The sequence below is a fragment of the Aequorivita antarctica genome (assembly GCF_007997155.1).
GTDB lineage: Bacteria > Bacteroidota > Bacteroidia > Flavobacteriales > Flavobacteriaceae > Aequorivita > Aequorivita antarctica.
This window is the reverse complement of record NZ_VORT01000001.1, coordinates 44370-66375: the sequence shown is the minus strand read 5'-3', so window position 1 is coordinate 66375 and position 22006 is coordinate 44370. Positions and strand designations below refer to the sequence as shown.

At 37.6% G+C, this 22006-nt stretch carries 21 protein-coding genes; 10 read left to right on the top strand and 11 right to left on the bottom strand.

Annotation, left to right across the window (positions count from 1 at the left end; translation table 11 throughout):
• Positions 1-2 precede the first annotated feature (2 nt).
• Positions 3-2288 carry a beta-N-acetylhexosaminidase gene (locus ESU54_RS00325; RefSeq protein ID WP_111843098.1) on the top strand — a complete coding sequence of 762 codons (2286 nt, stop codon included), beginning with the start codon at positions 3-5 and terminating at the stop codon, positions 2286-2288.
• Entirely contained in the window at positions 2285-3010 is a 726-nt protein-coding gene (locus ESU54_RS00320; protein ID WP_111843099.1) for a copper homeostasis protein CutC, read from the top strand. The genes ESU54_RS00325 and ESU54_RS00320 overlap by 4 nt, the downstream gene beginning before the upstream one ends.
• On the opposite strand, the gene ESU54_RS00315 is transcribed toward ESU54_RS00320, so the two are convergent.
• The 3 genes from ESU54_RS00315 to ESU54_RS00305 are packed head-to-tail and all read right to left on the bottom strand — an operon-like array spanning position 3002 to position 4611.
• Positions 3002-3496, bottom strand: a complete 495-nt coding sequence (locus ESU54_RS00315; RefSeq protein ID WP_111843100.1) for a YciI family protein — start codon at positions 3494-3496, stop codon at positions 3002-3004. The genes ESU54_RS00320 and ESU54_RS00315 overlap by 9 nt on opposite strands.
• Positions 3486-3965 carry a CYTH domain-containing protein gene (locus tag ESU54_RS00310; protein WP_111843101.1) on the bottom strand — a complete coding sequence of 160 codons (480 nt, stop codon included), beginning with the start codon at positions 3963-3965 and terminating at the stop codon, positions 3486-3488. The genes ESU54_RS00315 and ESU54_RS00310 overlap by 11 nt, the downstream gene beginning before the upstream one ends.
• Positions 3946-4611, bottom strand: a complete 666-nt coding sequence (locus tag ESU54_RS00305; RefSeq protein WP_111843102.1) for an NAD(P)H-binding protein — start codon at positions 4609-4611, stop codon at positions 3946-3948. Before ESU54_RS00305 ends, ESU54_RS00310 begins: the two co-directional genes overlap by 20 nt.
• Positions 4612-4680: 69 nt before the next feature.
• Between ESU54_RS00305 and dinB the strand changes: the two genes are divergently transcribed.
• Positions 4681-5784 carry a DNA polymerase IV gene (gene dinB, locus ESU54_RS00300; protein WP_111843103.1) on the top strand — a complete coding sequence of 368 codons (1104 nt, stop codon included), beginning with the start codon at positions 4681-4683 and terminating at the stop codon, positions 5782-5784.
• A 107-nt stretch (positions 5785-5891) separates the two neighbouring features.
• Positions 5892-6653, top strand: a complete 762-nt coding sequence (locus ESU54_RS00295) for an SH3 domain-containing protein (RefSeq protein ID WP_146743952.1) — start codon at positions 5892-5894, stop codon at positions 6651-6653.
• 12 nt (positions 6654-6665) lie between these two features.
• Here the strand turns inward: ESU54_RS00295 and ESU54_RS00290 are convergent, their stop codons facing one another.
• Entirely contained in the window at positions 6666-6914 is a 249-nt protein-coding gene (locus tag ESU54_RS00290) for a helix-turn-helix domain-containing protein (RefSeq protein WP_111843105.1), read from the bottom strand.
• A 194-nt stretch (positions 6915-7108) separates the two neighbouring features.
• Here ESU54_RS00290 and ESU54_RS00285 point away from each other — a divergent pair, with 194 nt between their 5' ends.
• On the top strand, positions 7109-8473 hold the full coding sequence (locus ESU54_RS00285) for a zinc metalloprotease (RefSeq protein WP_111843106.1): 1365 nt from the start codon (positions 7109-7111) through the stop codon (positions 8471-8473).
• A gap of 58 nt (positions 8474-8531) precedes the next feature.
• Positions 8532-9902, top strand: a complete 1371-nt coding sequence (locus tag ESU54_RS00280) for a T9SS type A sorting domain-containing protein (RefSeq protein ID WP_111843107.1) — start codon at positions 8532-8534, stop codon at positions 9900-9902.
• A 2-nt stretch (positions 9903-9904) separates the two neighbouring features.
• Here the strand turns inward: ESU54_RS00280 and pyk are convergent, their stop codons facing one another.
• The 5 genes from pyk to ESU54_RS00255 all read right to left on the bottom strand — a co-directional run bounded on the left by pyk (position 9905) and on the right by ESU54_RS00255 (position 14210).
• Entirely contained in the window at positions 9905-11335 is a 1431-nt protein-coding gene (gene pyk / locus ESU54_RS00275; protein ID WP_111843108.1) for a pyruvate kinase, read from the bottom strand.
• Positions 11336-11821: an IPExxxVDY family protein gene (locus ESU54_RS00270; protein ID WP_111843109.1), complete on the bottom strand. Its 486-nt coding sequence runs from the start codon at positions 11819-11821 to the stop codon at positions 11336-11338.
• Positions 11822-11960: 139 nt separating this feature from the next.
• Positions 11961-12704 carry a ribonuclease III gene (gene rnc / locus ESU54_RS00265; RefSeq protein ID WP_111843110.1) on the bottom strand — a complete coding sequence of 248 codons (744 nt, stop codon included), beginning with the start codon at positions 12702-12704 and terminating at the stop codon, positions 11961-11963.
• A gap of 8 nt (positions 12705-12712) precedes the next feature.
• Positions 12713-13966, bottom strand: a complete 1254-nt coding sequence (gene fabF / locus ESU54_RS00260) for a beta-ketoacyl-ACP synthase II (protein ID WP_111843111.1) — start codon at positions 13964-13966, stop codon at positions 12713-12715.
• 10 nt (positions 13967-13976) lie between these two features.
• On the bottom strand, positions 13977-14210 hold the full coding sequence (locus tag ESU54_RS00255) for an acyl carrier protein (protein WP_014781833.1): 234 nt from the start codon (positions 14208-14210) through the stop codon (positions 13977-13979).
• 313 nt (positions 14211-14523) lie between these two features.
• On the opposite strand from ESU54_RS00255, the gene purN reads away from it, so the two are divergent.
• Positions 14524-15096: a phosphoribosylglycinamide formyltransferase gene (gene purN / locus ESU54_RS00250; RefSeq protein ID WP_111843267.1), complete on the top strand. Its 573-nt coding sequence runs from the start codon at positions 14524-14526 to the stop codon at positions 15094-15096.
• The gene (locus ESU54_RS00245) at positions 15089-15721 is read left to right on the top strand and encodes a ribonuclease H1 domain-containing protein (RefSeq protein WP_111843112.1); all 633 of its coding nucleotides are present in this window, start codon (positions 15089-15091) and stop codon (positions 15719-15721) included. The genes purN and ESU54_RS00245 overlap by 8 nt, the downstream gene beginning before the upstream one ends.
• Positions 15722-15739: 18 nt before the next feature.
• On the opposite strand, the gene ESU54_RS00240 is transcribed toward ESU54_RS00245, so the two are convergent.
• Positions 15740-17332 carry a hypothetical protein gene (locus tag ESU54_RS00240; RefSeq protein WP_111843113.1) on the bottom strand — a complete coding sequence of 531 codons (1593 nt, stop codon included), beginning with the start codon at positions 17330-17332 and terminating at the stop codon, positions 15740-15742.
• 149 nt (positions 17333-17481) lie between these two features.
• On the opposite strand from ESU54_RS00240, the gene ESU54_RS00235 reads away from it, so the two are divergent.
• Both ESU54_RS00235 and ESU54_RS00230 read left to right on the top strand, forming a co-directional pair.
• Positions 17482-18405, top strand: coding sequence for a PfkB family carbohydrate kinase (locus ESU54_RS00235; RefSeq protein ID WP_111843114.1), 924 nt, complete (start codon positions 17482-17484; stop codon positions 18403-18405).
• 57 nt (positions 18406-18462) lie between these two features.
• Positions 18463-20361, top strand: a complete 1899-nt coding sequence (locus tag ESU54_RS00230) for an amidophosphoribosyltransferase (protein WP_111843115.1) — start codon at positions 18463-18465, stop codon at positions 20359-20361.
• Between the two features lie 928 nt (positions 20362-21289).
• Here ESU54_RS00230 and ESU54_RS00225 read toward each other — a convergent pair.
• The gene (locus tag ESU54_RS00225) at positions 21290-21898 is read right to left on the bottom strand and encodes a superoxide dismutase (RefSeq protein ID WP_111843117.1); all 609 of its coding nucleotides are present in this window, start codon (positions 21896-21898) and stop codon (positions 21290-21292) included.
• Between the last annotated feature and the right edge of the window lie 108 nt (positions 21899-22006).

The following is a 22006-nucleotide window of genomic DNA, read 5'->3' as shown; positions in this document are numbered from 1 at the left end:
CAATGAGAAACTATCTATTAGTTATTTTCTGTTCCATTAGCTTCTGTATATTTTCGCAAAATGAAACTGCGCTAATCCCAAAACCACAATCTATTGAATTGAAATCGGGAAACTTCAATTTTGATGAAACTACTACAGTTTATTTTGAAACAGAATTTGAAATCGCGGGTAATATTCTCAATGAATTTCTTCAAAATGGCGTAGGATTTCAACTTCAAAGTACTTCAAAAAATAAGGCCAAAATTGTAATTGAAAAAGATGCTTCCCAACCTTCCGAAGGTTATTTTTTGGATATTTCTGATTCAAAAATCATCATAAAAGCTATAGATTCCAGTGGCGCTTTTTATGCTGTCCAAACTTTGCGGCAATTGCTTCCGATAGCATTGGAACAAAAAAAAACAAAGGAGAATACAAGTTTTACACTTCCGCAATTAACGGTTTCAGACTTTCCAAAATTTCCGTATCGCGGAATGCATTTAGATTGTGCGCGACATTTTTTTGATAAAGAATTCATCAAAAAATACATTGCAAATCTTGCACTGCTGAAAATGAATTATTTCCATTGGCATCTCACGGATGATCAAGGTTGGCGCATAGAGATAAAGAAATATCCAAAACTCACTTCAAAAGGTGGTTTTCGCGATGAAACGCTTATTGGGCATTATAACGATCAGCCACAAAAGTTTGACGGGAAGCGCTATGGTGGTTTTTATACCCAGGAAGATATAAAAGAGGTCGTTGCTTTTGCAGCAAAATACAACATCACCGTTATTCCAGAAATTGAAATGCCCGGTCATGCACAGGCTGCCATAAGTGCGTATCCAGAATTAGGATGCACGGGGAAGCAAATTCCCGTGGCCACAACTTGGGGTGTTTTTGAAGATATTTTTTGTCCAAACGAGCAGACTTTTACGTTTCTAGAAAATGTGTTAAGCGAAGTCATGCCACTATTTCCAGGCGAATATATTCACATTGGTGGCGATGAAGCACCAAAAATAAAGTGGAAAAATTGTGCGCATTGCCAGCAATTAATAAATGATTTGAACTTGCAAGACGAGCACGGTTTGCAAAGTTATTTTATTCAGCGAATTGAAAAATTTGTAAACAGTAAAGGAAAAAAAATAATCGGTTGGGATGAAATTTTGGAAGGCGGTCTTGCGCCAAACGCAACTTTAATGTCGTGGCGCGGCATGCAGGGCGGAATTGATGCCGCAAAACAAAAGCACAACGTGATTATGACGCCAAATTCCCACGCCTATTTTGATTATTACCAAAGTGACAAATCCGATGAACCCTTGGCGATTGGCGGTTTTCTTCCATTGAAAAAGGTGTATTCTTTCAATCCAATTCCAAAAGAATTAAATAAGGAAGAGGCAAAATATATACTTGGAGCACAGGCCAATTTGTGGACTGAATATATTCCAAATGAACAGCAAGTGGAATATATGATTTTTCCAAGAATCCTTGCAATGAGTGAGGTTACGTGGAGCGGTCCTTCACAGAATTTGGAAAAAGAGTATCCTGAGTTCCTTTCTCGGGTCGAAAATTTTATGCCACGTTTGGATGCTTTAAGTATAAATTATGCCAACCATTTATACGAAATTGAGGGAAAGATTTCGAAAAGCAATGGAAATGTTTTTTATGAATTGACAACCCCTACAAAAGGAAAGGAAATTCGATATTCTATAAATAATGTGGAAAGCAAAGTGTATTCAAACCCCATTTTGATTGAAAAGGATTCGAAGATTACTGCAAATGTTTTCAAAAATGGCGAAAAAGTTGGTCGCGATTTTTCCGAAAAAATTATTTACCACAAAGGAATTACAGCAAATATTTCACTGAACGTACCGCCAAATCCAACCTATGCTGCGGGTGGAAAAGAAGCATTGATTAATGGAATTCAAGGTAGTGATAAACGCTATGGCGATAAAGAATGGCTTGGATTTTGGGGCGATGATTTGGAAATTACGATTGATTTTGGGAAGGAAATAGAAATCAATTCCGCCAACCTTCGATTTTATGATGCGCCCGGACAATGGATTCACTCTCCAAAAGAGGTTTTAATCTATTGTTATAATGAGGATGGAAAAAAAGTGTCTTACATAACAAAATATTTTAAAAAAAATGAGCCAAACATTTCAACAGTGAAAGTTGAATTGTCAGAAAATTATATTTTAAAAACCAGCATTTTGCAAATTAGAATTCCAAATTATGGAACAATCCCCGATGGACAAAAGGGTGCTGGCCACAAAGCCTGGACATTTATTGACGAAATAATAATTGAATGATTATAGAAATCTGCGCAAATAGTTTTGAAAGCACCCAAGTTGCGCAACTTGCCGGAGCAAACCGAATAGAAATTTTTACCGAACTTTCTGTTGGAGGACTTACACCAAGTCAAGGGTTAATTGAAAAAGTTGTTTCGGAATTTAATATTCCTATACACGTTTTAATTCGTCCGCGAAGTGGAAATTTCACCTATTCCGAAGAAGAATTTGACGTAATGTTGCGAGATATTACATTCTGCAAAAAATTAGGTTGTGCAGGAATTGTAAGTGGATTTTTAACTTCGGAAAACAAAATTGATTCAATGAAAACAAAGCAATTAATTGATGCATCCGAAGGAATGGAATTCACCTTTCACCGTGCTTTTGATTGGGTTGAAAATCCAATCGATGAACTTCAAAAGTTAATCGATTTAAAAGTAAACAGATTACTCTCTTCGGGCCAAAAACCCACGGCAATTGAAGGAATTTCACTTTTGAAAGAGCTCCAAAATCATTCAAAAGGCAAAATAGAAATTATGCCCGGCGGCGGAATTAATGTAGAAAATGCTTTGAAATTTAAAGAAGCTGGATTTAATAGTATTCATCTTTCGGCAACAGCCAAAAAACAACTATTAGCTCAAAAACCAAAAGTTACTATGCACAGTGATGCTTTTTTTGAAGAAGGAATTATTGCTACTTCTGATAAAGAAACGATTCAAAACATTATAACACTGTTAGCGTAACGAAAAACCTTTTGCTGCCCACCAGGGATGGATTTCAATTACCAATCTTCCAGATTTTACCATCGGATCCATGTTGGCCAGGCTGTCCGCCATTTTTTGTGTGGGCACGTTGTAAATAGTAATGCCTCGAATATCGCCATCATCGCCAAACGGTCCTGAAATATCTGCAAATCCCTCTTCATACATTCTGCCCAAATGCGCTAAATGCAACTTTTGAAGACTGTCCGCTTCTTCTTTAGTTTGGGAACGGGTTGGTCCGCTTTTTAAAAAAGCAATGAAATATTGTTGCATCAAAATAGTGTCACCCGATTTGTCATCAATGTAGTCAAAGGTTTGAAACCCTTTTTTGGTCAGGTCTTCTTTTAACTGTGCCATTGGAATTTTTATTTCTTCAGGGCAAGGCTCGGTGATGTATTCTTTTTCAACTTTGGTTTCACACCCCAAAAGTATAATTCCTGAAATTGCAACAAGTAGTTTAGCTTTCATTTGTCCAGCTTTTAAAAGGATTTTTACTCAAATTTGAATTATAATATTTCACATCACCCGTAACTTCTTTTCCTAACCATTCGGGTTTTGAAAAAGGTTCGGTCTCGGAACTGAGTTCAATTTCAGCAACTATTAAACCTTCGTTTTCGCCTATAAAATCATCCACTTCAAAAGTGTGGCTATCACTTGAAATTTCATAACGTGTTTTTTCAATAAGGCCTGGTTCGCAAAGGTGAAGCAATTCTTCTGCTTCTGCTAGTGAGATTTGTTTTTCCCATTCAAAACGGGAAAGACCTGATTTGTTTGATTTTCCTTTGATCGTAATAAAGCCATCATTTCCTTGAATCCGAACTCGCACCGTCCGCTCAGGATTTGTGTTCAAAAAACCTTGCACAATTCGGGTTCGTTTGTGGGCTTCATTTTTAAAAGCTTCGGAAGTGACTAAAAATTTACGTTCTATTTCCTGCATTTTGGGCTATTTTTTTAATTTCGTCGGAAGTGATTTGTTGCTTTGAAAACCCTTCTTTTGCCAAAACTAACATTGCTTCTGCAATCGTTTCAGCTTTAATCATTTTGTATTTCTTCGGAATTAAAAACCCAAAGGTTTTCATAAAAACTGTTGCTACTTTTTCGCCAAAACGGTTTTCATTTCTATCGCCAACTATCAACGAAGGCTGTAAAACATATGTATTTTCAATATTTTGTTGCAACACATCGCGTTGCATTTCGCCTTTGGTTTTGTTATAAAAAATGCTGCTATCTGCATCTGCACCCATTGCGGAGATTACAATAAACGTTTTAATCCCGTTTTGTTTTGCAAGTTTTGCAGCTGTGACGGGAATTCCGTTATCAATCTTTTTATATGTTTCCTTATCGGGAGTGTTGGCTTTTGTGGTACCAATGCAGCAGAAAATCACATCGGCTTTAAATGCTTCGGAATGGTCTTCCAATTGAAACATGTTTATTAAATGTTCTTCAACTTTTGACGAATTATTTTCTGCGGAACTTCGCGAAAAAAGTTTTATTTTTTCAAAAGAGGGATCTTTTAAAAGCTTTTCTAACAAAATACCGCCCGTTAATCCCGTTGCGCCTAAAATGATTGCGGTTTTTTTCATTATTTTATTTGGTTGAAATTAGATTTCGACTACACATAAACCAGACGTTAAAGATATTAAATTTGTAGGATGCAAGACGAAATGCCTCTTCGTAAAATAATTCATGTAGATATGGACGCTTTTTATGCGTCCGTTGAGCAGTTGGATAATCCCGAATTGCGTGGAAAAGCTGTTGCCGTAGGAGGAAGTTCAGCCCGTGGCGTGGTAAGTGCTGCAAGTTATGAAGCGCGAAAGTTTGGTGTTCGTAGTGCAATGAGCGGTGCAATGGCTCGTAAACTTTGCCCTGAACTTATTTTTGTGAGAACGAATTTTGACCGTTACAAAGAAGTTTCAAAACAGATCCGAAAGATATTTTTGGAATATACCGATTTGGTAGAACCACTTTCGCTGGACGAAGCTTATCTGGACGTTACTGAAAACAAAAAAGGTAATCCGAGTGCTACAATGATTGCAACTGAAATTCGGAAAAAAATTAAAGAAAAAACAGGACTGAATGCTTCTGCAGGAATTTCTGTAAACAAATTTGTAGCAAAAATTGCCAGCGACATCAACAAACCCAACGGACAAAAAACAATTGGTCCCGAGGAAGTAATTCCGTTTTTGGAGACGTTAGATGTAAAGAAATTTTATGGAGTTGGAAAGGTAACCAAAGAGAAAATGTACCGCATCGGTATTTTCACTGGAAAGGATTTAAAGGGAAAATCGCTTGAATTTTTAGAAGAGAACTTTGGAAAGAGTGGTAGTTTCTATTACAACGTTGTTCGCGGCATTCACAACAGTAAAGTGAAACCTTCACGAACGCAGAAATCATTAGCGGCGGAACATACGTTTTCAGAAAATATTTCCTCTGAAATTTTTATGATGGAACGACTCGAAGAAATCGCTTCCGAAGTAGAGAATAGATTGAAACGCAGCAAACTTGCCGGAAAGACAGTAACCTTGAAAATTAAATACCGCGATTTCACATTGCAAACCCGCAGCAAAACACTGCCACTTTTTATCGCTTCCAAAGAATTAATTTTAGAAGTGGTTAAAGAATTGTTATTTCAGGAAAAAATGAAGGAATCGGTACGGTTGTTGGGCATTTCAATTTCACACCTAAACAACGAAACCCCAAAGAAAAAGGAGGTTCCGAAGGAGTCAATTGACGTACAACTAAAACTTGAATTTTAAAGCCCCCTCCGCCTTCGGCACCTCCCCCAAAAAAGGGGAGGAAAACGGTAAAAATTTTAAATATGATTGAAAGCTACTTATCTTTAACTAATTTAAAACTCCAAACTATGAAGACCGTAGCTTTTTCCTTCCTTGCGCTTGCAGGTTTCACTTTCCTTTTTTCCTGTAAAAACGACGCCAAAACTAGCGAAGAAACCCAAACCGCTGTTACAGATTCTATTCCCGCTGAAACTATTCCTGACGCAATGTATGTTGCCGCAGTAAGTGGTTTGACATTGCGGGAATTTCCAAATCTTCAAAGTGCAAAGGTTGCCGTGATGCCTTTGGGCACGAAAGTAAAAATTGTGAATGCTGAAGGAAAGACAACAATGAATGTTGGCGGAATAAATGGTGCGATGGATGAGGTAGAATACAACAACAAAAAAGGATTTGCTTTTAATGGTTTTCTGTCGAAATTTTCCCCTCCTGGAGAAGATGCTTCCGCAAAAAATTATTCTGAAGAACTAAAGAAAGATTTTCCAAAAGTGAATTATTCCGAAGCTACGGGCGGCACGGCAAGCAAACCTACCAAAGCCGAAACACTTATTTTACCTACCGATAAGTGGCACGAAGCGTTTTTTTCGGCTCAGCAACTTTTTGCAATTCCAAAGGCGTTTGCTTTTCCAAACCCGAAAGGCTCGAATAATGAAACGCAACAAAATGGAGAGAAAAAGAAAACTGATTTTATCAGCGAACTGCAGATTTCGAGAAACGACAACGAACTTCAGAAAATAGTTTATAACTACAAAACGACAGGTTTTGGGTACACGGTTACTATCTCAAAAGAAACTGGCGGGATGAAACTTGAAAAGGTTGAAGTTTCGGATTAAAGTTCAAATGTTTTACAAATCTTCCAATAATTTTGAAATAGAAATATCCAATGCTTTTGCTATTACGCCTATGGTAACAATATTGGGTGTAACCTTACCTTTTTCGATTTTATAGATATATTGCCTGTCTTTTAAAGTGAGTTCTGCCAGTTCTGTTTGGGAGAGATTCTTTCTTTTTCTTGCCATTTTTATAGCCAAACCCAAGCGATCCGGGAGGTTCGCTTTAAGTTTTAAAATTTGTTCTTCACTTACAAATGGCATGTAAGCAAATTCTTTGAATATTTATTAATTATGGTAACCTTATAGTACTACATAAATTTTTTTATTCTATATTTGGTTTTCTCCCCAGTTATTTAGCTAATTAAATTATTGTTTAACTAAATACTGTTTTTATGAAACCAACCAAACTATTTTTAAGATTACTTTTTTGTACATTTATGCTAAATGTATTTTTTATGAGTGCGCAACAAAACAATGATGGATGCGGAACTCCTGAGCCCACACAGCCCGATTCTGATGGTGTGTACAGTTATTCTACAAACCCTGCGGAATTTGATAATTGTGAACTTATAGTTTTTAACGTAAGATTTTGGGGTGTTAATTACCCTAACGGTGTCAATGATTTTCTTAATAGAGCCAATGATGTTTTGCAGGGAATAGCCAATTTGAATATTCTATATAACCAGTTCGGAATTTATTTTAAATACCGTGGATTTGAAGAATTTGATAGTCCTGTAGTAGAAGGTGATCCGACTGGGTATTATGTACTAGAAACCATATCCCAGTATTTCGACATGGTTGATTGGGCCATTGATAACGGCTACAATGATGAAAACGCATTGAATGTCTATGCTTATGGATGGTCATCCTTTGGCGGAGGCATTGCCGATGCAATCATTTCAACCAATTGTGGGGTTGGTTCTGCTGGTTTGTTAACACACTTGTTACCACACGAAATCGGCCATAACCTAGGCCTTATACATACCAATTCTACTTCCGAACACACTACCAGAGATTCGGGTGATATATGTTTTAATGCAATCACCGCGGGTGATAGAGTTGTTGACACTAATGCTCATAGAGGTTTCGACGCTAATAATACTAATACTAATTGTGAATATGTGGGGCAAGAAACCGATAATTGTTTTGAAATGAATACTCCATATGATATATTTCCTGAAGATATTATAAATACAATGAAAAGCAGTGACAATGGTTTGGGTTGTATAGAAAAATACCTAACGATGGGCCAAGGAATACGGATGCGAAATACCATAGATCAAGGCCATTTCAATGCTGTCCTAACAGATGTATCCTCACTTTATGAACCGTATGCCGGTGAATATTTTTACAGCAGTACGCAAGGCAATCCAGTTAATTTTAAGCCTTTGTTCCAGCCGGGGTTCGATTATAAATTTTTTGAATGCAGTTGCGATTGCCCACTGCCTTCAGATTATAACAACACCTCTTTTTATTATAACAACAATGCAGTTTTAACTATTAGTAAATATGAAACAGATTTTAGTATAATTACCCATCCCAACCACACTGCCATATTTATTGATCTTATCTCGCCCTGTATTGCCAATGGACAATTAACCCGTAGATGTTATGACAATTATAATCATAAACCGGGGTGGGGAAGCGTTACGAAGTTTAATGATGGCGTTTTAAATGGAAATGTTACTGTAACTCCAAAGGATTCATTGGGAATAAACAACCCTACGCTAATTGATGAATTAAATCCGGGGCTTTATAAAATAGAAAAAACATATCTTGATGGAGCTACAGACCAAGATATTATTTTTAAGGAAAATTAAACTTTACTTTTTTGAATGGCTCTAAGAAAATTAGAGCCATTCTTTTAAATATTAAAAGATGCGATACTTACTATTTTTTTTATCATTTGTTTATTTTAATGGATATTCACAATTTGGGCCTCAAAAAATTATTTCTACAGAACCCCAGCTTCCTGTAGCTGTTTTTTCAGTTGATATTGACAGCGATGGAAAAATAGATGTTCTATCAGCCTCAAGATCTGAAAATAATATTGCTTGGTATCGAAACTTGGATGGCTATGGCACTTTTAGCTCTTTGAATCTTATTGGACTCTTCAGTGAAGCTAAATCAATCTATGCGGAAGACTTAGATAATGACGGCGATATGGATGTATTGGCAACATCTTCCCTTTTAGATAAAGTTGTATGGTTTGAAAACTTAGATGGGCTAGGAAACTTTAGCTCACTAAAGCAGATTGCCGGTAATGCTGAGGGTGCTTTTTCGGCAATTGCTGTAGATATGGATGGTGACGGTGATAACGATGTGGTCTCGGCATCTGATGTCTCTGGACTGGCATGGTATGAAAATCTTGATGGTAACGGAAATTTTAGTGCGACTAAAATTATAGACAACGATATATCAAATTCGCGATCCGTTGTGGCTGCCGATCTGGACGGTGACGGAGATCTTGATGTAGTGAGTAATGGGATTGCCCCTAACACCGTAAGGATATTCTGGTATGAAAATTTGGACGGTTTGGGGAATTTTGGATCCCTTCGGGTAATACGCGATTTTTCGGTTTATGCAAATATGCTTTTTGTTGCCGATGCTGATGGCGACGGCGATATGGACGTTTTTTCAGCTTCAAACGGAGACGATGAGATTGCGTGGCAGGAAAACCTTGACGGTCTAGGAAATTTTGGGGCGAAGAATATAATAACAAGCTCTCTGCCCACTGCATTCGCAGTGTACGCAGCCGATCTTGATAATGATGGCGACATGGATGTACTTGCCACAAGCATAGAAACCTTTGGAGGTGAGGTGGTGTGGTTTGAAAATGTTGACGGTCTAGGTAGTTTCGGGGGAAAACAGACAATAACTACAGAAGTCCAGTCGCCCCGTTCTGTAATTACTGCCGACATAGACAATGATGGAGATATGGACGTAATTGGTTCTTCACAGAACGACAATAAAATAGCTTGGTATGAAAATTATACTATTTTGGGAGTTGAGGAAAATGAAACCAACAATTTTAAGGTTTATCCAAATCCAACAAAAGGTTTGGTCTTTATAGGCTCAAAAACTGAAAATATTGTAAGTGCTATTATATTTGATGTATTGGGTAAAAAAGTTATTCAACAAAACGGGAATATTCAGCAACTGGATATTTCAGCGCTTCGTAGCGGCATTTATTTTTTACATTTGGTAACTGATAACGGAGATTTTGTCCAAAAAATTATTAAAGAATAATTTTATTTCACCTGCGTAACCCGCAACGTATTCACCATTCCTTTATCCACAATAGGCATTGCCGCAAGGTTTATTAAATAATCGCCTTTGTGCACATAGCCTTTTTCAAAAGCAATTCGGTTTACATCGTCCACGGTTTCATCGGTGCTTACATATTTATCGTAATAAAATGCTTTTACGCCCCATAATAAGTTTAAACGGGCGAGAATGCGCTTGTTACTAGTAAATGCTAAAATAAAAGCCGAAGGTCGCCAAGCAGAAATCTGGAAAGCAGTATAGCCACTATTTGTTAAAGTACAAATAGCTTGGGCTTCAATTTCATTGGCCATATGTGCCGCGTGATAGCAAATTGATTTTGTAACGTAACGATTGGTTTTAATCTGTGGCGGTTCTTGCGGCACACGTATCAATTCAGAATTTTCTACGCTTTTCAGAATTTTCGTCATTGTTTTTATAACAGCAACGGGATAATTTCCAACGGAAGTCTCGCCAGAAAGCATAACCGCATCGGCGCCGTCCATTACCGAGTTTGCAACGTCGTTCACTTCGGCACGAGTTGGCGTTAGTGAAGTTATCATCGTTTCCATCATTTGGGTGGCGATGATTACTGGAATGCGCGCACGTTTTGCAGTAAGCACCAATTCTTTTTGAATCAACGGAACTTGCTCTGCGGGAACTTCCACACCCAAATCACCACGTGCCACCATCAAACCGTCGCAATAAGCTACTATTTTGTCAATGTTTTCGACAGCTTCGGGCTTTTCTATTTTAGCGATTATAGGAATTTTATATTCCGAATGCGCTTCAATCAACGCTTGTAATTCTTTTAAATCTTCGGCGTGGCGAACAAAGGAAAGTGCAATCCAATCTACTTTTTGTTCAATAGCAAAAATAGCATCTGCCTTATCTTTTGGCGTAAGTGCCGGGAGTGAAATATTAGTATTTGGAAGGTTTACGCCTTTTTTGGAACGCAACGGACCGCCTTGGATTACCATTACTTTTACTTCATCTTTTCGGTTGGTTTCAAGTACTTCAAAAATTAGTTTTCCATCGTCCAAAAGTACACGCTCGCCTGGGTTTACGTCTTTTGGAAAATTGGAATAATTCATATAAACCTTTTTCTTGGTGCCTTCAAATTCAGCACCGGTGATAAAGGAAAGCTCATCGCCTGGTTGCACAATAACTTCTTCTTTCATTATCCCCACGCGAAGTTTTGGGCCTTGCAGATCGCCCAAAATGGCAACGTGCGTGTCAAGTTCTTCGGAAAGGCTCCGGATGGTTTTAATAGTCTTTTTTACCGTGGCATAATCAGCATGCGAAAAATTCACCCTAAACACGTCCACGCCTTCCAAAATCATCTGTTTCAAGATTTCTTTGCTAGAAGTTGCAGGGCCAAGGGTAGCCACTATTTTGGTTCTTTTTTTATCTGACATTTAATCGAAAATTAAATTGTTCTTAGATTTTATAGTATCTGTTTCTACCACATAAGCAGAAACAATCTGTTCTATATTGTTTATTTGTGAAACTAAAGATTGCAGCGAAACATTTTCAAAGTCTGAATAAATTTTCAGAAAATAATCTACTTTTTTAAACTCTGATAGCAGAAAATGGTCTTTTTCTGAACCGATTTCTGAAAATAGGCCGCCGGAACTTTGCAAACTTGCCTCTACGATTCTACATTTATTGGCAACAAGATAAAATTGGCTATAATTAAATTCGTCCAAAAAATCGAAGATTGGAAATGTTACCATCATTCCTTCAGAAGGAAAATCAATGTCTATTCTTCTTCTTTGGAAGCGCGTATTTAGGTGTTGGTTCATCAAATAAGCCAATTTGTACTCTTCTTCACCACAATGAACAGCGATGAGCGTATAGGGCTCTTCAAATTCCTCTCCCATATCCAATTTGTGATGGACCATATTTCTTTGATACTATAGATGCTATGGAGGCAATTGTTTTGCTACCACAAGTCTTTATACAAAAATAGGGAACTTTGGGGGTATTAACTAAATAAGCTGGGAATGTTGAGAACAATTAATGTAAAAATAATCTGGAAATTTAAGACGTTTCTGAATCTACCTTTATCTTAAGTTTATAAAAAGCTCTCTTTGCAGCACGTTCTTCGGCTTTCTTTTTAGAAGTTGCGCGTGCTTTAGTGATTACTTCGTCTTCAAGTTTTAGTCGGACGGCAAAATGTTTTAATTCATCTTTGCCATTGTCTTCATAGATTTCAAAGTTGAATTGCTTCTTATATTTTTGGCACCATTCAATAAAAAGGCTTTTGTAACTGATTACTTTTCCTTCCAGTTTTTTGATGTCAACATAAGGTTTTATGACTCTTTTTTGGATGAATTTTTCACAATATTTAAAACCACGGTCTAAATAAATTGCACCCACGAGCGCTTCAAAGACGTTTCCGTAAATATTTCCACTGAACTGCTGAGTCGGGACCGTTGTTTTTAAAAATTTCACCAATTGAAAATCGCGTCCCAGTTCGTTTAAATGTTCGCGGCTCACTACTTTACTCCGCATTTTGGTTAAATAACCTTCGTTGCCGCTTGGCACTTTTTTGAACAAATGTGCAGCGATTACCGCGCCTAGCATGGCATCACCCAAAAACTCAAGTCTTTCGTAGTTTTGGGGTTGGCCATTAAGGTTTTTCTCATTTGTGGAGCGGTGTGTAAACGCAGTTTTGTAAATGGAAATGTCTCTAGGCTTGAACCCTAATATTTTTTTTAGGGAATTGAAAAATTCCCCGTCCTTGTCAGTACGGGAAGAAAATATGTTTTTTATGGAAGCCATTAATTATTTTAGGCATCAAGTTTTTTAAAGAGAACACAAGCATTGTGCCCGCCAAACCCAAAAGTATTGCTCATAGCTACTTTTATGTCGCGTTTTTGAGCTTTGTTTAAGGTAAGGTTTAAGGAAGGATCAATGTTTTCATCAACCGTGGTGTGGTTAATGGTAGGTGGAACAATCCCGTATTTCATTGCCAAGATAGAGGCAATTGCTTCAATAGCACCGGCAGCGCCCAAAAGGTGTCCGGTCATAGATTTTGTTGAATTGATATTGATGTCTTTAGCGTGTTCACCAAAAACCTTTACAATTGCTTTTAATTCTGCAACATCACCAAGCATTGTTGAAGTTCCGTGAGTGTTTATAGTATCCACATCTTCAGGACTCATATTGGCATCTTGCAAACAATTAAGCATTACGCGTTCTACACCAATTCCGTCTGGATGTGGGGCTGTCATATGGTAAGCATCACTACTCATACCACCGCCAACAACTTCTGCATAAATTTTTGCACCACGTTTTTTAGCGTGTTCATATTCCTCAAGGATTAACGCTCCAGCGCCTTCGCCCAATACAAAACCATCACGTGTCGCATCAAAAGGACGCGATGCCGTTTCTGGGCTTTCGTTACGGGTTGACAAAGCGTGCATGGCATTAAAACCGCCCATACCGGCCATGGTTACCGCTGCCTCGCTTCCACCTGTAACAACAACGTCACACTGGCCCAAACGGATATAATTGAATGCATCTATCATTGCATTGGCAGAGGAAGCACAGGCCGAAACTGTTGTGTAGTTGGGGCCCATAAAACCGTGCTTTATGGAAATGTTTCCGGGCGCAATGTCCGCAATCATTTTTGGAATAAAGAAGGGGTTGAAACGTGGCGTTCCATCCCCTTCTGCAAAGTTTATTACTTCATTTTGAAAAGTTTCTAACCCGCCTATACCGGCTCCCCAAATTACACCAACGCGGAATTTATCAACCTCATCAAGGTTTATTCCGGCGTCTATTATAGCCTCATCTGAAGATACAAGTGCATATTGGGCAAAACGGTCCAATTTTCGGGCTTCTTTCCTATCAAAATGGTCTTCTGCATTGAAATTCTTCAATTCGCAAGCGAATTTTGTTTTGAACTTTTCAGTATCAAAATAAGTTATTGGCGCACAGCCACTTTTCCCGCTAATAAGTGCATCCCAATATTCTTGGATATTGTTGCCAATAGGGGTAAGGGCGCCAAGGCCTGTAACTACAACTCGCTTTAATTCCATAGAAGAATTGTTATTTTGCTGCTTCTATATAGGAAATTGCTTGACCTACTGTCGCAATATTTTCAGCTTGGTCGTCTGGAATTTGGATATCAAATTCTTTTTCAAACTCCATAATAAGCTCTACCGTATCCAAGGAGTCCGCTCCTAAGTCATTAGTGAAGCTGGCTTCGTTTACAACTTCGTTTTCGTCTACACCTAATTTGTCTACGATAATCGCTTTTACTCTTGATGCAATGTCTGACATAATTCTTGATTTTTAAATTTAATTATAAGTGGCAAAAATAAAATATTTTAATTGAAAACACCATTTAATGTTAAAAATGTGAACTTGTTAATTTTTGAAAATTTCACACTTGAACTGAAATAGCAAATGCGCATAGTTTAAATTTTTCTTTTAAACACTTAATTTCTTTGCGCATTCCATCTTTCCAAAATTTATAATAGTATAGAAAGATTAAACCAATTTAAACAATTTTGGGCGAAGTAAAACCCTATTGCCGTACTTTTGTTACTTTATTTGTTAATATTTACTTCGAGAAAAACTTTTGGAAACAGGAATGAAGAAGCGGATTGTAATTTTTGCGTCGGGTAGCGGTACCAATACCGAGAACATTATTAAATACTTTCAACGAACCCAATTTGCCGAGGTCGTTCTAGTGCTTTCAAACAAGAAGGATGCCAAAGTTTTAGAACGCGCCAAAAATCTTCACGTCAATTCAGTTTCTTTTACTAAAGAGGAATTGTTTTCTGAAGAAGATATTTTGAAAAATTTGAAAGAAATTGAGCCTGATCTTATAGTTTTGGCTGGTTTTTTACTGAAATTCCCTGAAATTATTCTGAAAGAATTTCCAAATAAGGTGATAAACATTCATCCAGCATTGCTTCCAAAATACGGCGGAAAAGGGATGTATGGCAATTTTGTGCACGAAGCTGTTGTGAAAAATAATGAAGCTGAGACAGGAATAACGATTCATTATGTGAATGAAAATTATGATGAAGGCGCAATTATTTCACAGAAAAAAGTGAAGCTTTCCAAAACTGATACAGCTGAAACCGTCGCTGAAAAAATCCATACTTTAGAATACGAATGGTTTCCGAAAATAATTGAAGAAGTACTCCGCGATGGCTAAAAAGCAGAAATTTTATGTGGTTTGGCTCGGAAATCCTGCAGGAATTTTTGGCAGTTGGAAGGAGTGCAAACGTTCTATTGATGGTGTAAAAGGCGCACAATACAAAAGCTTCGAAACTTTTGATGAAGCCAAAAAAGCCTACAATAAAGAATTTGCCGATTACAAAGGGAAAACCGTAAAAAAAACACTTTCAAAAGAACAACTTCAAAAAATTGGCGAACCAAATCTGTATTCAATTGCTGTTGATGCGGCTTCCAGCGGTAATCCCGGAAAAATGGAATACCGCGGGGTGGATACGCAAACGCAAAAACAACTTTTCCATCAAGGACCTTTTCAGCAGGGAACAAATAATATTGGAGAGTTTTTGGCGCTTGTGCACGGATTGGCATTTCTAAAAAAAAATAACAGCGACCGTATTCTTTACAGCGATTCTAGAATTGCGATGGGCTGGGTAAAAAAGAAAAAGTGCAACACAAAGCTAAAGCAATCTGCTAAAAACAAAACCCTTTTTGAATTGGTTGAACGAGCCGAGAATTGGCTAAAAATAAATAAATACGAAACAAAAGTCGTTAAGTGGGAAACCAAAGCATGGGGTGAAATTCCTGCAGATTTTGGACGGAAATAATTCTATCAGTTGCCAGTTCTAAAGATTAATTTTCATAATCCAAATTTCTTTAAAATATTCAAAGCCTTTATACTGTTTCCATTTTTCGTATACTGGCATTAAGGCATTGTTATTTGCAACATAAACGTAATTCCAGTTGTTTCTGGAATTGATAAAAGTTTGTGGGCTGTAGCTTTTTTCCGTTAAGAACTGTGACCACTTTGTGGCATTTGCAGATACAGAGAAAACATTTGTAACAAGATAATACCCAGAAGCCAAACCAGGAACCGACATAGATTGAACTCTAACTTCTCTTTTTATTTTGTCTTCTTCTGAAAGCACAATAGGTTTTTTGGGAACTACATTTTCTTTCGGTTTTTTAATAGCAGGAGTGTTTTTTTGAATGGGTTTGGTTTCCTTTTCTTTAGCTGCAACAATTACATTTGACGGCTCTTCTTCAATTGAATCTTGAATTTCCACAATTGGAGTCGTACTAATAATTGTATCCGCCACCGGTTTTATTTTTTCTTCTAAAAAATCTTTATTTATTTCAGTTTCAAACGCGACAAAAAATAAATAAAAACGGTCTGCTTTTGCTTGAAACTGAAGATTGGCTTGGGTAGTGGCATTATCAAAAAAATCATTGTTTGGGTTTGGGATTTCCATTTTCAACAAATCAAAACCAAGTGTGTTGGCACTATTGGGATTTCGATCCGTAAAGAATTCATCGCCCATAGTAATTGAACTATTGAAAAAGTTCTTTTCTTCTCTTAGTTTGTTGCTTAAAGGTTTATAACGCCCTGCTTTTTTATCGAATATTGAAAACTCATCCGTTTTTATTTTTCGATCGCCTTCCATAGCTCCGAGAGCAATTGTAGTGGTAACGATTCCCTCTTCTTTGCTTTTAAAACCTTTGAAGTTTATCTCCACAGCTTCTTTGTTCACTTCTACCAGACCATTATAGGTTGTGAAATATTTCGGACTTTCCGAAGGATCTTCATAAACAACATATAGAAGCCAACCCGCAGAGCCGCCGCCTGAAATTTCACCTTCGGTAGCTTTAATGTTTGCAACGGTATAAGTGCCGTTAAGAATTGCAAGACTTTGGAGTTTTGTTGTAACATCGGCATAGCAAACATAGGGTGAATTGGTAGTGAAAACCTCAGTGTCGTAGCTGTCAAAAATTACTTTTCCGCTTAAGGCTTCATAACTTCCATTTGGGGTTTTGAATAGTATCGAATTTATCGCTCCATCTCTATCACCGCGACCCACGTGGATCATTTTATTGCCAGATTTCCGCAATGCTCCTTTTTCAGAAGGATATAATCCGCACCAATAAAGTGCGGCGTGTGCAATTTTTGGTTTTCCAAGAACATTTTTTATTGTGGCTTCACTAGAACTGAATGTCGTTTCATCTGCATCTATATCTATATATTTCATTTTCACAACATCGTTGGGAATGCTAATATCCATCAAAGGTTCCGTGGGATGATCGCCCAAAATGTTATTCCCAATAAGGATAGAATTTCCCCTTACATACAATTGTTTGTTCTCTTTAAAAGAAACACCTTCTTGCGAATACGTAAGATGAAAAAACAAAAGGGCGATAATCGGGAAGCATAAGTTTTTCATTCAAAGGGAATTAAAAGTTTCGGAATTTACAATTTTTTTAATTTATTGGGCCTTCCCAACTTTTAAAATTTGGGTTTATTAGTTCATATTCATAAAGGCTAGAAATTGTAAATAATTCATTAAATTTGCACCCTCTTTAAAAACCCTTTATGAGCAAACTTGTAATAGTTGGCACCGTTGCCTTTGATGCCATTGAAACCCCTTTTGGTAAAACCGATAAAATCCTTGGTGGAGCTGCGACCTACATAGGTTTGGCGGCTTCGCAGTTTAAGGTTGATGGCGCAATTGTTTCGATAGTTGGTGGTGATTTTCCAAAGGAAGACCTTAAAATGCTCGAAGAAAACGGGATGGATATTTCAGCACTCGAAATTGTTGAAAGCGGAAAAACCTTTTTTTGGAGCGGAAAATATCACAATGATATGAATACGCGCGACACTTTGATAACAGATTTGAACGTGCTTGCTGATTTCAATCCAAAAGTTCCGGAAAATTATCGCGATGCTGAAGTAGTTATGTTAGGAAATCTTCATCCTCTCGTCCAATTAGGCGTTATCGAGCAGATGAATTCACCAAAATTAATCGTGCTTGACACTATGAATTTCTGGATGGACAGCGCCTTGAATGAATTGATGCAAGTTATTGCCAAGGTAGATGTGATTACTATTAATGATGAAGAAGCAAGACAACTTTCCGGCGAATATTCATTGGTAAAAGCTGCTCATAAAATTATGGAAATGGGACCAAAATATGTGGTTATAAAAAAAGGAGAACATGGTGCTTTGCTTTTTAGTGATGACGATGTGTTTTTCGCTCCGGCTATGCCTTTGCGTGAGGTTTTTGACCCAACCGGCGCTGGCGATACTTTTGCGGGTGGATTTACTGGCTATTTGGCAAGAACCGGTGATTACAGTTATGAAAACATGAAGAATGCCATTATCAACGGCTCTGCACTTGCTTCGTTCTGTGTAGAAAAATTTGGGCCAGAAAGATTGCTCAGCCTTACAAATAAGGAAGTGCACCAGCGCATACAGCAATTTAAAAGCCTGACACAATTTGATATCAAATTAACCTAAATACGCGCCCTGAAATTTCAGGGCGTTTTTTGTACATTTATATAGTTTCAGAAAAATATGAGCGACGCGTTAAAACACGAATGTGGAATTGCACTGGTAAGACTGTTGAAGCCCTTGGAGTATTACAAGGAAAAATACGGAACCGCTTTTTACGGAGTAAACAAAATGTATTTAATGATGGAAAAGCAACATAACCGTGGACAGGACGGTGCGGGCTTTGCCAGTATTAAATTGGATGTATCTCCAGGCGAAAGGTATATTAGTCGTGTTCGCTCCAACGCAGCACAGCCTATTCAAGATATTTTTGCACAGATAAACGAGCGCATAAATCTTGAATTCACAAACCATCCAGAATACAAAGACGATGTTGCTGCTCAAAAAAAGAATATTCCATATATAGGTGAATTGCTCCTCGGCCATGTACGCTATGGAACTTTCGGAATAAATAGTGTTGAAAATGTTCATCCTTTTCTTCGTCAGAACAATTGGATGCATCGCAACCTGATTATTGCTGGAAACTTTAATATGACCAACACCAACGAGCTTTTCGACAACCTTATAAAGCTTGGAATGCATCCAAAAGAAAAGGCCGATACCGTTACGGTGATGGAAAAAATAGGTCACTTTTTGGACGATGCTGTTCGCAAACTATACAAAAAAGCAAAAGCAAAAGGGTTTAACAAGCAAGAAGCTTCGCCCTATATTGCCGAACACCTTAATGTTGCGAAAATTCTTCGAAAATCTGCAGCTGATTGGGATGGTGGCTATGCCATGGCAGGTCTTTTGGGCCACGGAGATTCTTTTGTGCTTCGTGATCCCGCAGGAATACGTCCGGCATATTATTACCAAGATGATGAGGTAATTGTGGTTGCTTCGGAAAGACCAGCAATTCAAACTGTTTTCAACGTTCCTTTTGAGGAAGTGAAAGAATTAGATCCTGGACACGCCCTTATTATCAAGAAAGACGGAAGTATGAAACTTACCGAAATACTTGCACCTTTGGAACGCAGATCCTGTTCCTTTGAACGCATCTATTTTTCACGAGGAAGTGATGCCGAAATCTATCAGGAGCGTAAAATGCTTGGCAGGCTGATAATGCCGAAAATTTTGAAAGCAATAAATTTTGATACTGAAAACTCAGTATTTTCCTTTATACCGAATACTGCCGAAACTTCGTTTTATGGAATGTTGGAAGCTGCACAGGACGAACTGAACAAACAGAAAAACGAAGCAATCCTAAATGAAAAGGAAAGATTAACTCCAGAGAGACTTCAGCAAATACAAGCCCATAAAATTCGTACGGAGAAGATTGCAATAAAAGATGTAAAACTTCGGACTTTCATTACAGATGATAGCAGCCGTGATGATTTAGTTGCACACGTTTATGATGTAACTTATGGTGTTGTAAGACCTGAGGACAATTTGGTAATCATTGATGATAGTATTGTTCGTGGAACCACATTAAAGAAAAGTATTCTGAAAATGCTGGATAGACTTCACCCTAAACAGATAGTTGTGGTTTCATCTGCTCCGCAAATCCGTTACCCGGATTGTTATGGAATAGACATGGCCAGACTTGAGCATTTAGTTGCTTTTCAGGCGGCTTTGGAACTTCATAAAGACCGCGGAACTTACTCAATAGTTGAAGAAATCTACCACAAATGCAAAGAACAAGTTGCAATGGAGGATGTTTCAGTAATTAATCACGTGAAAAAACTTTACGCACCTTTTACAGATGAAGAGATTTCAGATAAAATTGCGGAGATAATTAGCGGTGAAGGTATAGAAGCCAAAGTGAAACTTATCTTTCAATCTGTTGATGATCTTCACAAGGCGTGTCCCAAAAATCTTGGCGATTGGTATTTCACTGGAAACTATCCTACGGCAGGTGGAAATAGGGTCGTGAACCGAGCCTACATCAACTTTTACGAAGGAAATCCAGAACGCGCTTATTAATTCTTTAAATTTTAACACAGCCCTTACCGTTTATCGGAAACCCAATCCACTTAATCGAAATTGTTGATTAACACTGCTTTAGTGCCTAAACTTAAATTATATTTGAGCTTACCATAAGGCGTAAGTAGGTTAGGTCTATGGTAAGATTTGGGGCAAAAAAGGTAGACCTTATGGTCTGCCTTTTTTCATACCCCAAATATTGGGGTGGCGAGCATTTGGAGTCTCGGCAATTTTTTCATTTTTTTTGCGAGCCGTTTCCCCCTTCTTTTTGACCTTATGGTCTGCTTTTTTTCATACCCCAAATATGGGGTGGCGAGCACTTGGAGTCTCAGTTATCTTTTCAGTTTCTTACGAACCACTTTGTGAAGTATCTAATCTTTATTTTGAGATAAAGCAATTGCGGTAGGTTTTAAAATTATATCTTCTAATACTAGTTTTTAATGGTTAAGATCAATTTTGTTTTCTTATAAATAGTGTTAAAATTTAATTTTAAACGTTGAATTTTTGACTTAAAAATCACAAAATAGGCTTTTCAACGAAAAAACAGGCAATTCATCTAAAACCATAATTTTGAATGTTTTATTGCCCTATATTTGGATATACCATTAGCATAAGTAGGTTAAGTTCATGGTAGATTTGGGGCAAAAAAAGGCAAACGTGAGTTTGCCTTTTTTTATGCCGTAAATCTTCGGGGTGGCGAGCAACCAGAGTTTGAATTTCGTTTTCCGAATTTTGTGCGAGCCGCTTCTTTTTCCCGACGCTCGTTTGCCTTTTTTTATGCCGTAAATCTTCGGGGTGACGAGCAACCAGAGTTAGAATTTCGTTTTCCAATTCTTATACGAGCCCTTTCTTTCTGAAATATTTCCAAAAAAAATCCGCAGCCTTGAAAGTGACCGCGGATTTTAGATTGAAATAGTCTGATTAATCTCTACTTATTCTTGGAGTAGTTAACAGAGACTTCATCCCAGTTGATTATATTCCAAAAAGCACCAACGTAGTCCGGACGCTTGTTTTGATATTTTAAATAATAGGCATGCTCCCAAACATCCAATCCTAAAATTGGAGTTCCACCGCAGCCAACGTTTGGCATCAAAGGATTGTCTTGGTTTGGTGTAGCGCAAACATCTACTTTTCCACCTTTGTGAACGCAAAGCCAAGCCCATCCAGAACCAAATTGTGTTTTTGCAGCATTAGAAAATTTCTCTTTAAAAGCATCAAAACTTCCATAGGCAGTGTCAATGGCTTTGGCCAAGTCACCTGAAGGTTTTCCGCCACCGTTTGGCGACATTACCTTCCAAAAAAGGCTGTGGTTGTAAAATCCACCACCATTGTTACGGACGGCTTTATTTTCCATATCAAGATTAATTAAAATATTTTCAATGGTTTTTCCTTCCATATCCGTGCCTTTTATGGCATCGTTTAAATTGTTGGTATAACCTTGGTGGTGTTTGTCGTGGTGTATTTCCATCGTTTGGGCATCGATGTTTGGCTCTAATGCATCAAAAGCATACGGTAATTTTGGTAATTCGAAAGACATAATTATATCGTTTTTATACTGGTTATTACTAAATTCCCTCAAATTTAAACATTCTCAGTTTTTAAAAGTGTTATAGCTTTTATAAGATTTCTATCTTACTATAGATTT

Excerpts from the sequence above, each read along its gene's own strand:
- ESU54_RS00315 (WP_111843100.1), bottom strand. The coding sequence starts at position 3,496 with ATGAAAGCTAAACTACTTGTTGCAATTTCAGGAATTATACTTTTGGGG.
- dinB (WP_111843103.1), top strand. The coding sequence starts at position 4,681 with ATGCAAGACGAAATGCCTCTTCGTAAAATAATTCATGTAGATATGGAC.
- rnc (WP_111843110.1), bottom strand. The coding sequence starts at position 12,704 with ATGGCTTCCATAAAAAACATATTTTCTTCCCGTACTGACAAGGACGGG.
- ESU54_RS00270 (WP_111843109.1), bottom strand. The coding sequence starts at position 11,821 with ATGGTCCATCACAAATTGGATATGGGAGAGGAATTTGAAGAGCCCTAT.
- ESU54_RS00280 (WP_111843107.1), top strand. The coding sequence starts at position 8,532 with ATGCGATACTTACTATTTTTTTTATCATTTGTTTATTTTAATGGATAT.
- ESU54_RS00285 (WP_111843106.1), top strand. The coding sequence starts at position 7,109 with ATGAGTGCGCAACAAAACAATGATGGATGCGGAACTCCTGAGCCCACA.
- ESU54_RS00310 (WP_111843101.1), bottom strand. The coding sequence starts at position 3,965 with ATGCAGGAAATAGAACGTAAATTTTTAGTCACTTCCGAAGCTTTTAAA.
- ESU54_RS00305 (WP_111843102.1), bottom strand. The coding sequence starts at position 4,611 with ATGAAAAAAACCGCAATCATTTTAGGCGCAACGGGATTAACGGGCGGT.
- ESU54_RS00325 (WP_111843098.1), top strand. The coding sequence starts at position 3 with ATGAGAAACTATCTATTAGTTATTTTCTGTTCCATTAGCTTCTGTATA.
- ESU54_RS00230 (WP_111843115.1), top strand. The coding sequence starts at position 18,463 with ATGAGCGACGCGTTAAAACACGAATGTGGAATTGCACTGGTAAGACTG.
- purN (WP_111843267.1), top strand. The coding sequence starts at position 14,524 with ATGAAGAAGCGGATTGTAATTTTTGCGTCGGGTAGCGGTACCAATACC.
- ESU54_RS00255 (WP_014781833.1), bottom strand. The coding sequence starts at position 14,210 with ATGTCAGACATTGCATCAAGAGTAAAAGCGATTATCGTAGACAAATTA.
- ESU54_RS00290 (WP_111843105.1), bottom strand. The coding sequence starts at position 6,914 with ATGCCATTTGTAAGTGAAGAACAAATTTTAAAACTTAAAGCGAACCTC.
- fabF (WP_111843111.1), bottom strand. The coding sequence starts at position 13,966 with ATGGAATTAAAGCGAGTTGTAGTTACAGGCCTTGGCGCCCTTACCCCT.
- ESU54_RS00225 (WP_111843117.1), bottom strand. The coding sequence starts at position 21,898 with ATGTCTTTCGAATTACCAAAATTACCGTATGCTTTTGATGCATTAGAG.
- ESU54_RS00320 (WP_111843099.1), top strand. The coding sequence starts at position 2,285 with ATGATTATAGAAATCTGCGCAAATAGTTTTGAAAGCACCCAAGTTGCG.
- ESU54_RS00240 (WP_111843113.1), bottom strand. The coding sequence starts at position 17,332 with ATGAAAAACTTATGCTTCCCGATTATCGCCCTTTTGTTTTTTCATCTT.
- ESU54_RS00295 (WP_146743952.1), top strand. The coding sequence starts at position 5,892 with ATGAAGACCGTAGCTTTTTCCTTCCTTGCGCTTGCAGGTTTCACTTTC.
- ESU54_RS00245 (WP_111843112.1), top strand. The coding sequence starts at position 15,089 with ATGGCTAAAAAGCAGAAATTTTATGTGGTTTGGCTCGGAAATCCTGCA.
- pyk (WP_111843108.1), bottom strand. The coding sequence starts at position 11,335 with ATGTCAGATAAAAAAAGAACCAAAATAGTGGCTACCCTTGGCCCTGCA.
- ESU54_RS00235 (WP_111843114.1), top strand. The coding sequence starts at position 17,482 with ATGAGCAAACTTGTAATAGTTGGCACCGTTGCCTTTGATGCCATTGAA.